This is a genomic window from Streptomyces sp. NPDC048254, assembly GCF_043201895.1.
Classification (GTDB): domain Bacteria; phylum Actinomycetota; class Actinomycetes; order Streptomycetales; family Streptomycetaceae; genus Streptomyces.
Genome location: NZ_JBICZJ010000010.1, coordinates 192,135 through 205,587 on the forward strand (window position 1 = coordinate 192,135; position 13,453 = coordinate 205,587).

The window sequence follows — 13,453 nt, forward strand, 5'->3', positions numbered from 1 at the left end:
CGGCGGTCCCCGCGCATTACTTTTCCCGGCCCGGCCCGGCTCAGCCGGTCGTCGCCCAGCTCCCCAGCAGCGCAAGCCGCTCCGCCGTCTCCGAGCCCCGTTCCGGGGTGTACGCGACGAGGGTCTGGTCCGGGGCCGTCGGGACCGTGAGGGTCTCGTAGGGGAGGACGAGCAGTCCGGCGACCGGGTGCTGGATGCGCTTCACGCCGTACGCGCACACCTTGACCTCGTGGTCCGCCCACAGCCGGCGGAAGTCCGCGCTCTTCAGAGAGAGTTCGCCGATCAGCGCGGTCATGCGGGGGTCGTCGGGGTGGCGGCCCGCGTCGATCCGCAGATTGGCGACGGTCTGGGCGGCGGCGGCCGCCCAGTCGGGGTAGAAGTCCGCGGCCGCCGGGTCCAGGAACACATGGCGCGGGATGTTGCGCTCGGCCGGGGCCAGCGCGCTGAAGCCGTTCACCGCGTCGCCGAGCGTGTTCCAGGCGAGCACGTCCATCCGGCGGCCCAGCACGAACGCCGGCGTCCGGTCCATGCCGTCCAGCAGCAGCTGCACACCAAGGCGCACCCGCGGGCCGGCCGGGCGGCCGGTGCCCTTGCGGCCGGGGCGGGCCACCGTCCGCAGATAGGCGTGCTCGGTCTCGTCCAGGCGCAGCACCCGGGCGATCGCGTCCAGCACCGCGTCCGAGACTCCCCCGGACTTCGTCCGGGCGGGGCCCCCGGGCCCCCTGCCCTGCTCCAGCCGGATGTAGTAGTCGACGCTCACGCCCGCCAGCTGCGCCACTTCCTCCCGGCGCAGGCCCGGCACGCGGCGCCGCCCGTGCGAGGGCAGCCCCACCTCCTCGGGCCGGATCCGGGCGCGGCGCGAACGCAGAAAGTCTCCGAGGTCCCCGTCCATGGCTTCGATCGTAGGGGAGCGGCCCCTTCCCAGCCTGGTACTGCCAGACCCAGGAAAAGCGCATCCCTGGGTAGGGCGCCCGGATCCGGCGAGGGTGGAGACCGGCCACCGGGGCCTGCCCGGCGGCACTGACCAGGGAGTACCTCATGTCGTACGACAACCTGTCCGGCCGTACCGCGGTCGTCACCGGAGCCGCCAGCGGGATCGGGGCGGCCGTCGCCCTGCGGCTCGCCGAGTCGGGCGCCCGGGTGGCGCTGCTCGCCCGGCGCGCGGACCGGCTGGAGACCGTCGTGGCGAAGATCCGGGCGAACGGCGGTCAGGCCCTCGCCGTCACCGCCGACGTCACCGACGACGCGTCCGTACAGGCGGCGGCGGACGCCGTGCACGCGGCCTACGGCACCGTCGACCTCGTCGTCAACAACGCCGGTGTGATGCTGCCCCACCCGATCGACGACGGCCGGCTCGACGAGTGGCAGCGCATGATCGACACCAATGTGACCGGCGTGCTGCGGGTGCTGCGGGCCTTCACCGGGGACCTGGTGGCAGCCGCGGCGCAGGGCCGTACCGCCGATCTCGTCAATGTGTCGTCCGTCGGCGCGCACGGCGTCTTCCCCACCTACGCGGTGTACGGCGCCACCAAGGCCGCCGTCACCCATCTCTCGCAGCTGCTGCGCACCGAGTTCGGGCCGCGTGACGTGCGGGTCACCAACGTCGAACCGGGGCTGACGGAGACCGAACTGGCCGACCACATCGGGTCGGCCGAACTGCGGGAGCAACTGGGCGGCATGTTCGAGGGGATGGGCTCGCTGGCCGCCGAGGACATCGCCGACCTGGTGGGCTATGTGACGAGCCGGCCCCGGCACGTCAACCTGCGGCAGGTCGTCGTCCTGCCGACCCGGCAGGTGTGACCCGCGGGGTCGCGGGTCAGTCCTCGCGGTCGGAGTGGCGGAACACGCCCGGGTTGACGCGGACCGCCTGGGCCATGTTCACGCCGACGATGCCGAGCCAGGTGGCGATCAGGCCGGTCGTGCCGCCGAACGTGCCGCCGAGCGCCGACAGCGGGACCGCCAGCACCAGTGAGACGATCGCGAAACCGAACCGCTCTCCCCAGGAGTCGGTGCCCTTGCCGCGCCGCGCGCCCCGGGCCACCTGGAGCTGCTGCTCGGCCAGGGTCCTGCGCAGCCGGCGCTCCACCGCGCCGTCGATGCGCTGGTCGATCTTCTCCACGAAGGAGTCGGCCAGCTCCGACTCGTACTCGGGCCCCAGTTCCCTGCGGGCGTGCAGGGTGGCGGCGAGGTCCTTCTTCAGGTCGGTGTCATGCGCGTCCGTCATGGCGCCCACGGTAGGGAGCCGGGGCGCTCGGCGCACTGGGGTAAGCCCCCGCAATTCCCCGGGGGCCCGCCCTCAGGGCAGCAGCGACACCAGCCCGCTGTCCAGGTCGAACCGTGCCGCGACCACCGACGCCCCCGCGAACGCGGGGTCCGCGCGGATCGCGTCCCGCACCCAGGCCGTGTGCGCCCGCATGGTGTGCTCGGCCCAGTCGCCGGGCAGCGCCCTGGTGCGGCGGGCGGCCGGGGTGATCTCCTCGACGAGGAGTTCCAGGTGGCCGGGGACGGATGCGCCGGTGCGCAGCCGGCCGAGGGTGGCGGCGACGGCCCCGCAGCGCTCGTGGCCGAGCACCACGACCAGCGGGACGCGCAGTTCCTCCACGCCGTACTGGATCGAACCGAGCACGGCCTCGTCCAGCACCTGCCCGGCCGTCCTTATGCACAGCAGGTCGCCGAGGCCCTGGTCGAAGACCAGCTCGGGGACGACCCGGGAGTCGATGCAGCCGAGGACGACGGCGAACGGGTGCTGTCCGCCGGCCAGCAGCCGGCGGTGGCCGACGATGTCGTGCGGGCGGCGCGGGCGGCCGGCCGCGTACCGCCGGTTGCCGGCGAGGAGTTCGTCCAGGGCGGCGGTGGCGGTGGCGGGAGCGGGGGAGTGCGGTCGGCCGGTGCCGGCCGTCGCCGGGGTGGGGGCGACGGCCAGCGCGCCGACGGCGGTCGCGGTGGCGGTGGCGGTCAGAAAGGCCCTGCGGTTCGAGGCCATGACGCTTCCTCAGAGTTCACAGAGTTCCGGTGCGGTGCTGTTGACACCTCCTCACCGTAAGCACACGCACGATTACTCCGTGTGCCTGTTTGCGGACATTTGGTGCTTCCGTCATCGGCTCATCGATCATGCGATACGGCTTCGTGATCAGGTCAGCCCGTGCTCCTTGGCGTACGCGTCCGCCACGTCCTCCGGGTCCTTCTTGTCGTTGTCCACCTGGCTGTTGAGCTGGGTGAGCTGTTCGGTGGTGAGGAGGTTGCCGAGCCGGGCGAGGGCCTTGCGGACCGTGGAGTCGGCCTTGCGGTCGGCGATCAGCGGGACGATGTGCTGGCTGGGGACCAGGTTCTTGGGGTCGGTCAGCACCACCCAGTCGTTGGCCGCGATGTCGGTGTCGGTGGTGAAGAGGTTGGCCACGTCCACGTCGCCCTTCTTCAGGGCGCCCTTGACCAGCGGCCCGTCCGAGTCCAGCGACTTGAACTCCTTGAACTGGACGCCGTACACGTCCTGGAGGCCGATGGCGCCCACCCGGCGCTTCTTCACCTCGGGGGCCGCGCCGATGACCAGCTGCCCGTTCTGCTTGGCCAGGTCGGCCAGCGAGGTCAGGCCGTACTTCCGCGCGGTCGCCCGGGTGACGACGAAGCAGTCGGAGTCGGCGGCCTGCCCGTAGGGGAGCACCTGGAGGCCGCTGGGCAGGGCGATCGCCAGCGCGTTCTGCATGGTGCCCGGGTCCGCCGAGGTGTCCTTCGGGGCCAGGTAGTTGAGGAGGGCGCCCTGGTACTCGGGCAGCAGGTCGATGTCGCCGGCCTTGAGCGCGGGGATCACGATCTCCCGGGTGCCGAGGTTGGGGCGGACCTTCACCTTCACGCCGGCGGCCTTGAGGGCGGCCGCGTAGAGGTAGCCGAGCACCTGGTTCTCGGTGAAGTTGGCGGTGCCGATGGTGATCCCGCTCTTGCTGGAGCCGCCGCCGGCGGCCGAACCGCTGCTTTCGTTCAGGGAGGTGATGCCGCCGGAGCAGGCGGAGAGGGCGGGGACGGAGGCCGCCGCGAAGAGGCCGCCGAGGAGAGTGCGTCGGTTCATCGAAGGGTCCCTAGGCAGTGCGGTGGCGGAAGAGGAAGCGCTGGAGGCTGCTCAGCAGCAGATCCAGGGCGATGGCGACGACCGCGACCAGCACCGCGCCGCCGAGCACCTGGACGAGGTCGCGCTGGGCGAGTCCGTCGAAGACGTAGCGGCCGAGGCCACCGAAGGAGACGTACGCGGCGATGGTCGCGGTGGCCACGACCTGGATGAGCGCGAGGCGCAGGCCCGTCATGATCAGGGGGAGTGCCAGCGGCAGTTCGACCTGGAAGAGGACCTGGTGGCCGCGCATGCCCTGGCCGCGGGCGGCGTCGCGGACGTCCGGGTCGACGGCCGTCATCCCGGCGTAGGTGTTGGTGACGATCGCCGGCACGGCGAGGGCGACCAGCGCCACGTACACCGGCAGCATCGACAGACCGCCGGCCAGGAAGACCAGGACGACCAGGCCGACGGTGGGCAGGGCGCGGCCGAAGGACGCCAGGTTGATGGCGACGAACGCGCCCTTGCCGGTGTGGCCGATCAGCAGGCCGATCGGGAGGCCGATCGCGGCGGCGATCAGGGTCGCCAGCAGCGAGTACTGGAGGTGCTCGGCGAGCCGGTGGCCGATGCCGTCCGGGCCGGCCCACTGGGAACCGCTGGTCAGCCAGGTGCCGAGGTTCTTGAACAGCTCGTACATCTCAGGCTCGCCTCCTGCGCCACGGGGTGAGGACGTACTGGAGGGCCACCAGCAGGGCGTCGCCGACCACCGCGAGCAGGATCGTGAGCACCACGCCCGCGATCACCGGGGTCGGGAAGTCGCGCTGGAAGCCGTCGGTGAAGAGCTGGCCGAGGCCGCCGTCGCCGATGTAGGTGGCGACGCTCACCAGCGAGATGGACATGACCGTGGCGATCCGGACGCCCGCCATGATCACGGGAAGGGCCAGCGGGAACTCGACCGTGAGGAGGGTGCGCAGCGGGCGGGTGCCCATCGCCTTGGCCGCCTCCTTGGTCTTCGCGGGGACCGAGTCCAGCCCCTCGACCGTGTTCCGCAGCAGCACGACCAGCGTGTAGACGGTGAGGCCGATGACCGTGGTGGTGCGGGTCAGGCCGCTGATCGGCAGCAGCAGGACGAAGATCGCGATCGACGGGATCGTGAAAAGCACGTTCGAGAGGCCGAGCAGGAAGCCGCGCAGGGGACGGACCCGGTGGGCGAGGACCGCGAGCGGGAGCGAGATCAGCAGGCCGAGGAAGACGGCCGTCATCGCCGCCTGGAGATGGGAGAACGTGAGGCTGGTGAGGTCGTCGGTGTGGTCGCCTATCCACGACCAGTCGATGGTCATGCCGCCACCACCCGGGCCTCGGTGTGCGCCTGGCCGGCGTGCGCGTGGATGTCGTCGCGGGACGAGACGCCGGTGAGGACGCCGTCCGCGTCGACCCGGGCTATGAGCCCGGTGGGGGAGGCGATGGACTCGTCGAGCGCCGCCAGCAGGGAGTCGCCGTCCCTGAGCGGCCGCAGGGGGAGTTCGGCGTCCTTGGACCGCCAGTGCAGGGGCTTGCCCGCCGGGTCGAGCGCCAGGGTCCAGTCGCCCTGGGGTGCCGGGCCCTGCGGGACGTCGGCGAGGGTCTTGAGGGACAGCAGCTTCAGTCCCCGTTCCGCGCCCAGGAAGTCGGCGACGAAGTCGTCGGCCGGGCGGGCCAGCAGCTCGGCGGGCGGGGCGCACTGGACGAGGTGGCCGCCGGTGCGGAAGACGGCGATCCGGTCGCCGAGCCGGACCGCCTCGTCGATGTCGTGGGTGACGAAGACGATGGTCTTGTTCAGCTCCTTCTGGAGCCGGAGCAGTTCGTCCTGGAGCTGGGCGCGGACCACCGGGTCGACCGCGCCGAACGGCTCGTCCATCAGCAGTACCGGCGGGTCGGCGGCGAGTGCGCGGGCCACGCCGACGCGCTGCTGCTGGCCGCCGGAGAGCTGGTGCGGGTAGCGCTTGCCGGAGTCGGCGGCGAGGCCCACGGTCTCCAGGAGCTCGGCGGCGCGGGCGCGGGCCTTCTTCCGGTTCCAGCCGAGCAGCAGCGGGACGGTGGCGATGTTGTCGAGCACCGTGCGGTGCGGGAAGAGCCCGGCCTGCTGGATGACGTACCCGATGGAGCGGCGCAGTTCGGCCGCGTCCTGGTCGAGGATGTCCTTGCCGCCGACCCGGATGGTGCCGGAGGTCGGGTCGACCATCCGGTTGATCATCCGCAGGGTGGTGGTCTTGCCGCAGCCGGAGGAGCCGACCAGGACGGTCACCCCGCCCTCCGGCATCTCCAGGGAGAGATCGTTTACTGCTGTCGTGCCGTTGGGGAAGCGCTTGTGGACCGCGTCGAACTGGATCATGAGATGTCCCTTGCCCGGCTGTATAACGTCATGCAGAGTTCTTCGTAGGTGAATAGCTTGTCAACGGTCTGGCGTTAATCCGAGGTAACGGATGACCGCAACGCAAGATCAGGTGTCCGGATTGAGGGGAGTTTGGGCGTGTTGTCGTCTCGCATCGTGGACGCACCCGGAACAGAACATTCCGGCCTGGTGATCCTCGACGGCATCGGAATGGGCGTCGAGGATGTCGTACGACTCGCCGACGGTGCCGCCCGGCCGGTCCCCGGCACGGACGGGATGCGGCGCGCGGACGCGTCCTGGAACGCCGCCCGGCAGATCGCGGCCACCGGCCGCGTCTACGGCCGTTCGACCGGCGTCGGCGCCAACCGGAACGAGGACGTGCCCACCGAGGCCGCCGCCGGACACGGGCTGCGGCTGCTGCGCAGCCATGCCGGGGCGATCGGCGAGGAACTGCCCGCCCGGCAGGTGCGCGCGATGCTCGCGGTGCGGGCCAACCAGCTGCTGGCGGGCGGCGCGGGACTGCGGCCGACCGTCGTCACCGCCCTGTGCGAGGCGCTGGAGGCGGGAGCGCATCCGGTCGTCAACGAGTTCGGCTCGGTCGGCACCGGGGACATCGCCGCGCTGGCCCAGGTGGGCCTGGCGCTGGCCGGGGAACACCCCTGGCGGGGCGAGAAGGCCCCGGATCCCCAGCCGTTGGACAACAACGACGCCCTCGCCCTGATCAGCAGCAACGCCCTCACCCTCGGCCAGTCCGCGCTCGCCCTGCACGAGCTGCGCGGGCTGATCGAGGCCACCCAGGTCGTCGCGGCCCTGTCACTGCTCGCCGTCGACGGCTCCCACGAGGCCTACGCGGCCCCCGTGCACGCGGCCCGCCCGCACCGGGGCAGCGTCGAGGTCGCCCGCCGGATGCGGGAGCTGATCGGCGCCGCCGACCGGCCCACCCCGCCGCTCGGCCGTATCCAGGACCCCTACGGCTTCCGCTGCGTGCCCCAGATCCACGGCCCCGCGCTGGACGCCGCCGACGCCCTGGAACAGGTCCTCGCGATCGAGATCAACGCGGCCGCCGAGAACCCCCTCATCTCGTCCGAGGACCTCGCCGCCTACCACCACGGCGGCTTCTACCAGGCCCAACTCGCCCTCGCCCTGGACCACTTCCGGCTCGCCGTCACCCAGGTCGCGCGCCTGTCCACCTCCCGGCTCTCCTCCCTCAACGAGCCCGCCTTCACCCGCCTGCGCCCCTTCCTCGCCGACCCGGAGCCCGCCTCCTCCGGCGTGATGATCCTGGAGTACGCCGCCGGCGCCGCCCTCGGCGATCTGCGCGCCTTCTCCGCGCCCGCCTCCCTCGGGCACGCTGTACTCTCCCGAGGCGTCGAGGAGCAGGCCAGTTTCGCCTCGCTCGCCGCCCGTCAAACGCTGCGCGCCTGCCGTGCGTACCGTCTGGTGGTCGGCTGCGAACTCGTCGCCGCCGTACGGGCGCTGCGCCAGCGCGACCTGAGGCCCGAACCCGGGCTGGGGGTGGGGCTGGCGCTGGAGCTCGCCGAGGCGGTCCTCGAGGCGGACCCGGCCGACCGGCCGCTCACGGACGACGTCACGGCGGCGGCCGGGCTGCTCGACCGGTTCACGGACATCTGGAGGGGGAGCACGTCATGAACGTGACCGACAGCCCTGCGACACGGTTGCAGGCGCTCTTCGAGGGGCACCGGCTCACGCCGACCCAACGGCGCATCGCGCACAGCATGGTGCGGCGCGCCGCCGACGTGCCCTTCCTGTCCAGCGTGGAGCTGGCCGAACTGGCCGGGGTCAGCCAGCCGTCCGTGACCCGGTTCGCGGTCGCCCTCGGCTTCGACGGCTACCCGGCGCTGCGCAAGCACCTGCGCGAGGTGGTCCCCGCCGAACAGGCGGCCGGCAACGGGTCGTACAACGAGTACCAGCAGGCCGTCGAGGCCGAGATCGAGAACCTGCGGCACCTCGCCGAGGTGCTCGCCGACCCGCGCCCGGTGCAGCAGGCCGGCCGGGTGCTGGCCGCGTCCCGGCCGCTGCCGGTGCTCGGACTGCGGGCCGCCGCCTCGCAGGCGTACGGCTTCGCCTACTTCGCCGCCAAGGTGCACCCGGACGTCCGGCTGCTCCACGAGGGCGGCACGATGATCCACGACCGTATCGACGCGGCCGTACGGGCGGGTGCGACGGCGCTGCTGTGCTTCGCGCTGCCCCGGCATCCGCGCGAGGTCGTGGACACCCTGGGCTATGCGAGGACGGCCGGGCTGACCGTCGTGACCGTCGCCGACTCCGCCTTCGCGCCGGTGGCCAAGGTCTCCGACCTGCTGCTGCCGGCCGCCGTCGGCACCGGGCTGGCCTTCGACACGGCGTGCGCGCCGATGCTGCTGGGCCGGGTGCTCCTGGAGGCGATGGCCGACGACCTGCCGGACGCGCAGGCCCGCCTGGAGGAGTTCGACGCGCGGGCGGCGGCCCGGGGGCTGTTCGTCGAATAGCCCGCTTTAAGACTCGTCTCACGTTCTGTGGTTAGCGTCCCGCCCTACGGACGGACAGGCGAGGAGGCGGCGGACATGGCGCGTGCGGGACGAGGGACACGGGGCGGGCAGGGCTTGGCCCGGGTGGCCGTGGTCGTACGGGCCGGGGCCGCCCCGCTGTGGTGGTTCGGGGTGTTCGCGGCCGGGATCGGCGTGCTGCCCGAGGGGATCACCGGGCGCCGGATCGGCGTCATGGCCGGGGCCGCGCTGTTCATCGTCGGCGCCGCCGTCGTGGCGCTCACCCGCCGCAAGCGGTACACCGCGCTGCTGCACGGGGCCGCCCGGGCCGGCAAGCACGATGTGCTCCAGGACCGGGCGGTGACCGTGCGCAACTGGCGCCGGGGGCACCGCTGGTGGCTGCTGCTGGCCTGGGCCGTGGCGCTCGGCAGCGCCTTCGCGGTGCCGGCCGCCGGCGGCATGCTGCTCGCCGGGACCGGCACCGGGCTGCGGCTGAAGGCGGCCTGGCTGGGCCGCCGCGAGCGGGCCGAGGAGCAGCTGGTGTGGCTGCGCGTCGACTGGCTCGACGGGTGCGGCGGCCGCCCGGTCGGCAAGGCCGTCAAGGCCTACCGCGGTACCGGCATCGCGGCGGGCGACGCGGCCCCGGGCGGGGCCCGCCGCCGCACCGCGGCACTGGTGTGAACCCGGGACCCGGAGGTCAGACCTCCAGGTCCTCCTCGATCTTCCGCAGCTGGTGCCGGGCCATCGCCAGGTTGGACCGGGAGATGTCCAGGACCAGGTAGAGGAAGAGGCCGTTGCCGCCCCGGCCCTTGAGCAGCCGGATCAGGTGGTACTGGGTGGAGAGCGTGATCAGGATGTCCTCGATCTCGCCCTTGAGCCCCAGGTGCTCCATGGTGCGCATCTTGGCACGGATCACGTCCGTGTTGCCGGCGGCGGCCACGTTGAGGTCGAAGGTCTTGCTGCCGCCCATCGTGCCCAGCGCCATGCCGGTGGTGTAGTCGACGAGCGCGACGCCGGTGGCGCCCTCGATGGAGGTGAGGGCCTCTTTCAGCGCGGTTTCGGTGTTGGCCATGACTTTCTGTTTCCTTTCAACTGTCGGTTGCGGTGCGCGCGTCGGTGGTGGTGCTGGTCCGTGGCGTGCGCGTGGTTCTGGTCCGTGTGGCTGGTGTGGTGCGGGCCGGGCGCAGGGCCTTGGCGGCGGCCTCGGCGGCGTCGACCAGTTCTCCGATGCGGGCGGCGGCCCGGCGGCCCTCCAGGTGGAGCCGGCCGACGTTCACCCGGTCCTCGGCGAGCAGGGTGAGTACGGCGCTGCGGCCTGCCGCGTAGGTGGCGACATAGCCGTCCTCGCCGCGTACCAGCAGCTCCTTCAGCTCGCCCTTGCCGGTGGCGTCGGACACCCGCACGGCGACGCCGAGCTCGGCCGCGGTCAGGGCGGCGAGGCCCTCCGGGTCGACCCCCGGGCAGTCGTGCGCGACGACCAGGCCGTCCACGCCGGCCGCGAGGGCGCCGGTGAGCTGGGGCATCCGGGTGCGTAACCGGCGTAGTTCGTCGAGGACGGTCTCTCTGTCGGAGCTGCCGGGTTCTGCCGCCATCAGCTGTCTCCTCTCGGCGGGGCGGTGCCGTTCAAAGGGCCTCCAGCGCATCCCTGAGCCTCTTCAGCAGCGCGATGTCGGGGTCGGTGACCGGGGGGAGCCGGGGTGGGGCGGCCGTGGTGCTCCTCGGGGCGAGGAGTCCGGCCGCCGCCAGCCGCCGTATGTCCACCAGGGTGTGGAAGGCCGGCCGGCCCAGCTCCCGGGCGATCTCCGGGGCCGTGCGGACGCCGTCCACCCGGTCCAGGACCGCCCGCTGGCGCTGGGTGACCGGCGGTGCCGCGACCGGGTCGGCGCGGATCAGCGGGGCGCCGTCCGTGGACTGGTCGGGCCAGATCCGGTACAGCAGCTCGCGGCGGCGCAGGGTCTCCCGCTCCAGTTCGGTGACGGGGACCGCCGGGAACGGGCCGGCGGCGGCCGGGGTGCCGTAGCGGAACCGGCCCGGGGTGCTGCTGGGCGCGAGCGCGAAGTACCCGGCGTCGTACAGGGCGCCGAGGCGGCACAGTTCCAGGGCGCCTCTCGGCAGCAGACCGGCGTCGAGCAGCCGGTGCACCGCGGCGGGTATGTCGTCGGTCCAGGGCCAGACCGCCGGGTCGAGCGTGCCGTGGGCCGTGAGGAGCACGTCGAGGCCGGGTGCGAGGGGGCTCTCGGCGTGCACCACTCGGCCCTCGGCCAGGTGCAGGGTGCCGTGCTCACGGACCAGGACTCCGGTGGCCCGCTCGTCGGCGAGGCGTATCAGCATCGGCGAGAGCGCGCCGGCCGCCCCGTCGTGCGGGGCCGCCCGGTCCCGGACCGGCAGCGGCGGAGGTATCTCGACCACGGTCATCCCAGCACCAGCCGCTCGGCCATCTCGCCGAGCCGGATCCGGGCGAGGGCGAGATTGCCGTCCTCGCGGGCCAGCCACAGATGCAGGAACACCGTGGCGTCGAAGGACGTGACCACGAACCGCAGCAGGTGGTAGCTGTCCCGGTTGCTGACGATCAGGTCCTCCACCGGAGGGCTCACCTCGGTGTCGTCCTCCGTGCTGAACGCCCCGTGCTCGGCGGCCAGCCGGGCCAGCTCGGCGGCCTCCGCGGCGGTGGTCTCGTGGTCACCGCCGGGCGCCTCTCCGACCGTGCCCAGGGCCAGCCCGCTCGTCCAGTCGACCAACGCGGCCCCCCGGGCACCGGGCAGTCGCATCGCTTCCAGTAGGCACTCGTCGATTCCGGGCACCGTGGCTCCCCTCCCACCGCCTGGCTCTCCGGTTGAGTGACGCAGACACTACGCAACGTGTCGACGGGAGGGATGCGTTTGGCATTTTCCAGTGGAACATGCTTGCGGCAGACTAGTGTTGGTCAACTGGGCTGCTTTTCACGCCAGTTGATCCCTCTGTTCCGGGTGCCTCAACGGCTTCCGGTGGTGCGCGGGGTGGTGAGCGCGTCGGCGTGCGCCCCTCCGGAATCGGCCACGATCTCCGCGACCGTCTGCGGATCCCGTACGACGGTGAACGCCACGCCTCCGTCGCCGTCCGGTAGGAAGCCGTAAACCCCGGGCCGGACAAGGGAGTTGTAGGAGTAGTGGGTGCCGAAGTAGTACGCCCCGGTGTCCAGCGCGGCCGCGTGGTCGCCCTGCTCCAGCGGCGGCAGCGCGCGTCCCTCGGCGAGCAGGTCGCCCGTGAAACAGGCCGGCCCCGCCACGTCCTGCACCACCGCCGGGCCCTCCTTGGGCCGTCCCTTGGCGTCGTACGCGGCGATCCTGAGCGGCCAGGTCCCCGGCACGTACACCGTCCGCGCCGCCACCTGTACGCCCGCGTGCGTCACCGCGATCCGCCGCCCGCCGGAGCTCTTGACGTACTCCACCCGGCTCACCACCGTCCCGTACCGGGCCAGCAGCGACCGCCCGAACTCCGTCACCAGCCCGTACCGCCCGTCGAACAGCCCCGGCACCGCCTCCGCGAGCAGCCGCGCGTACTGCGCGTACGTCGGCTCCGTCGTCTCCGACGCGAGGTTGACCGACAACCCGCCGCCGATGTCGAGGGTGTCGATCTGCCGCCGCCCGATCCGTGCGTTGATCTCCTCGGCCAGCGCGTACGTCTCCGCCACGCCCCGCGCCAGCAGCGACAGCGAGATCCCCTGCGAGCCGATGTGCGCGTGCAGCCGCGTCAGCCACGGCCGCTCCGCGAACGCCCGCACGACCCACTCCCGCGCCCCCTCGTCCCGCAGCCCCACCCCGAACTTCGAGGTCGCCGTCGCGGTGGAGGTGGCGCCGATGCTCCCGGCCCCGATCTGCGGGTTCACCCGGATCCCGAGCGGCGAGCGGGAGCGGGCCGAGCCCATGAGCGCGTCGATGCGCCGCAGCTCCTGCGGATTGTCCGCGTTCACGGCGATGCCCAGCGCCAGCGCCTCGCGCAGCTCCGCCTCGGTCTTCGCGGGCGCGTCGAACACCGTCCGCTCCACCGGTACCCCGGCCGCCCGCGCCAGCGCCAGCTCGCCCGCGCTGGCCACCTCGGCGCCGATGCCCTCCCCGGCCAGCAGCCGCACCACCGGCACCAGCGGGTTCGCCTTCACCGCGAAAGCGTGCAGGATCGGCGTGCCGGGCGCCGCGACCGCCTCGAACGCCTGGCGCAGCGCCGCCGCCGAGGCACGGATGCCGGTCACGTCCAGCAGGCCTACGATCGGCGCGTCCGGCCCCAGCAGTCCCTGCTCCACCGCCGCCCGCACGGCGTCGTCCCGCCGCACCACCCGCTCACCGTCATCCCTGCCCACCTCGTCGCACGCTCCTTCGCTCGTCTCGTTCTCCGCTTCGTTGTCCGCTTCGTCGTCCACCGCGACGTCCCCCGACATGTCGTCGTCCGCACCCTTAAGGCCCATAAGTCCAGCCAAACACCCGGAACGCGGCCGCGCTGGCGGACCAATGTATTGACTAGTTCTATTCAGCGGGCCAGGATGTGAATAACCGAATAACCGCAGGAACACTTCACTGGCCGTCATTC

The 13,453-nt window shown here is 72.6% G+C and carries 16 protein-coding genes; 4 read left to right on the top strand and 12 right to left on the bottom strand.

Annotated elements, in window-relative coordinates; genetic code table 11:
• Nucleotides 1–40 precede the first annotated feature (40 nt).
• On the bottom strand, nucleotides 41–892 hold the full coding sequence (locus tag ACGFZQ_RS27705; protein ID WP_393842576.1) for a helix-turn-helix transcriptional regulator: 852 nt from the start codon (nucleotides 890–892) through the stop codon (nucleotides 41–43).
• 146 nt (nucleotides 893–1,038) lie between these two features.
• Between ACGFZQ_RS27705 and ACGFZQ_RS27710 the strand changes: the two genes are divergently transcribed.
• A complete protein-coding gene (locus ACGFZQ_RS27710; protein ID WP_382540946.1) occupies nucleotides 1,039–1,800 on the top strand; it encodes an SDR family oxidoreductase in 762 nt (253 codons plus the stop codon).
• Between the two features lie 16 nt (nucleotides 1,801–1,816).
• On the opposite strand, the gene ACGFZQ_RS27715 is transcribed toward ACGFZQ_RS27710, so the two are convergent.
• The 6 genes from ACGFZQ_RS27715 to ACGFZQ_RS27740 form a co-directional block, all read right to left on the bottom strand.
• Nucleotides 1,817–2,224, bottom strand: a complete 408-nt coding sequence (locus tag ACGFZQ_RS27715) for a hypothetical protein (RefSeq protein ID WP_393842577.1) — start codon at nucleotides 2,222–2,224, stop codon at nucleotides 1,817–1,819.
• A 72-nt stretch (nucleotides 2,225–2,296) separates the two neighbouring features.
• Entirely contained in the window at nucleotides 2,297–2,983 is a 687-nt protein-coding gene (locus ACGFZQ_RS27720) for a carbonic anhydrase (RefSeq protein WP_393842578.1), read from the bottom strand.
• A 147-nt stretch (nucleotides 2,984–3,130) separates the two neighbouring features.
• Entirely contained in the window at nucleotides 3,131–4,060 is a 930-nt protein-coding gene (locus ACGFZQ_RS27725; RefSeq protein ID WP_393842579.1) for an ABC transporter substrate-binding protein, read from the bottom strand.
• Nucleotides 4,061–4,070: 10 nt separating this feature from the next.
• Nucleotides 4,071–4,733 (bottom strand): ABC transporter permease, encoded by a 663-nt coding sequence (locus ACGFZQ_RS27730; protein WP_351738780.1) that lies wholly within the window; start codon nucleotides 4,731–4,733, stop codon nucleotides 4,071–4,073.
• Nucleotide 4,734: 1 nt separating this feature from the next.
• Nucleotides 4,735–5,376 (bottom strand): ABC transporter permease, encoded by a 642-nt coding sequence (locus tag ACGFZQ_RS27735; protein ID WP_393842580.1) that lies wholly within the window; start codon nucleotides 5,374–5,376, stop codon nucleotides 4,735–4,737.
• Nucleotides 5,373–6,407 carry an ABC transporter ATP-binding protein gene (locus ACGFZQ_RS27740; RefSeq protein ID WP_393842581.1) on the bottom strand — a complete coding sequence of 345 codons (1,035 nt, stop codon included), beginning with the start codon at nucleotides 6,405–6,407 and terminating at the stop codon, nucleotides 5,373–5,375. The genes ACGFZQ_RS27735 and ACGFZQ_RS27740 overlap by 4 nt, the downstream gene beginning before the upstream one ends.
• 141 nt (nucleotides 6,408–6,548) lie before the next feature.
• On the opposite strand from ACGFZQ_RS27740, the gene ACGFZQ_RS27745 reads away from it, so the two are divergent.
• The 3 genes from ACGFZQ_RS27745 (at nucleotide 6,549) to ACGFZQ_RS27755 (ending at nucleotide 9,574) form a co-directional block, all read left to right on the top strand.
• Nucleotides 6,549–8,057 (top strand): aromatic amino acid ammonia-lyase, encoded by a 1,509-nt coding sequence (locus ACGFZQ_RS27745; RefSeq protein WP_382541008.1) that lies wholly within the window; start codon nucleotides 6,549–6,551, stop codon nucleotides 8,055–8,057.
• Nucleotides 8,054–8,896: a MurR/RpiR family transcriptional regulator gene (locus tag ACGFZQ_RS27750; RefSeq protein ID WP_351738771.1), complete on the top strand. Its 843-nt coding sequence runs from the start codon at nucleotides 8,054–8,056 to the stop codon at nucleotides 8,894–8,896. Before ACGFZQ_RS27745 ends, ACGFZQ_RS27750 begins: the two co-directional genes overlap by 4 nt.
• Nucleotides 8,897–8,971: 75 nt before the next feature.
• A complete protein-coding gene (locus ACGFZQ_RS27755; RefSeq protein ID WP_393842582.1) occupies nucleotides 8,972–9,574 on the top strand; it encodes a hypothetical protein in 603 nt (200 codons plus the stop codon).
• 16 nt (nucleotides 9,575–9,590) lie between these two features.
• On the opposite strand, the gene ACGFZQ_RS27760 is transcribed toward ACGFZQ_RS27755, so the two are convergent.
• From ACGFZQ_RS27760 to ACGFZQ_RS27780, 5 genes are all read right to left on the bottom strand, one after another.
• A complete protein-coding gene (locus tag ACGFZQ_RS27760; protein WP_351738766.1) occupies nucleotides 9,591–9,965 on the bottom strand; it encodes a hypothetical protein in 375 nt (124 codons plus the stop codon).
• A gap of 16 nt (nucleotides 9,966–9,981) precedes the next feature.
• Entirely contained in the window at nucleotides 9,982–10,485 is a 504-nt protein-coding gene (locus ACGFZQ_RS27765) for a roadblock/LC7 domain-containing protein (RefSeq protein ID WP_351706482.1), read from the bottom strand.
• 31 nt (nucleotides 10,486–10,516) lie between these two features.
• A complete protein-coding gene (locus tag ACGFZQ_RS27770; protein WP_393842583.1) occupies nucleotides 10,517–11,308 on the bottom strand; it encodes a transcriptional regulator in 792 nt (263 codons plus the stop codon).
• On the bottom strand, nucleotides 11,305–11,694 hold the full coding sequence (locus ACGFZQ_RS27775) for a hypothetical protein (RefSeq protein WP_089102296.1): 390 nt from the start codon (nucleotides 11,692–11,694) through the stop codon (nucleotides 11,305–11,307). Before ACGFZQ_RS27775 ends, ACGFZQ_RS27770 begins: the two co-directional genes overlap by 4 nt.
• A gap of 170 nt (nucleotides 11,695–11,864) precedes the next feature.
• Nucleotides 11,865–13,304 carry a diaminopimelate decarboxylase gene (locus tag ACGFZQ_RS27780; RefSeq protein ID WP_393842584.1) on the bottom strand — a complete coding sequence of 480 codons (1,440 nt, stop codon included), beginning with the start codon at nucleotides 13,302–13,304 and terminating at the stop codon, nucleotides 11,865–11,867.
• Between the last annotated feature and the right edge of the window lie 149 nt (nucleotides 13,305–13,453).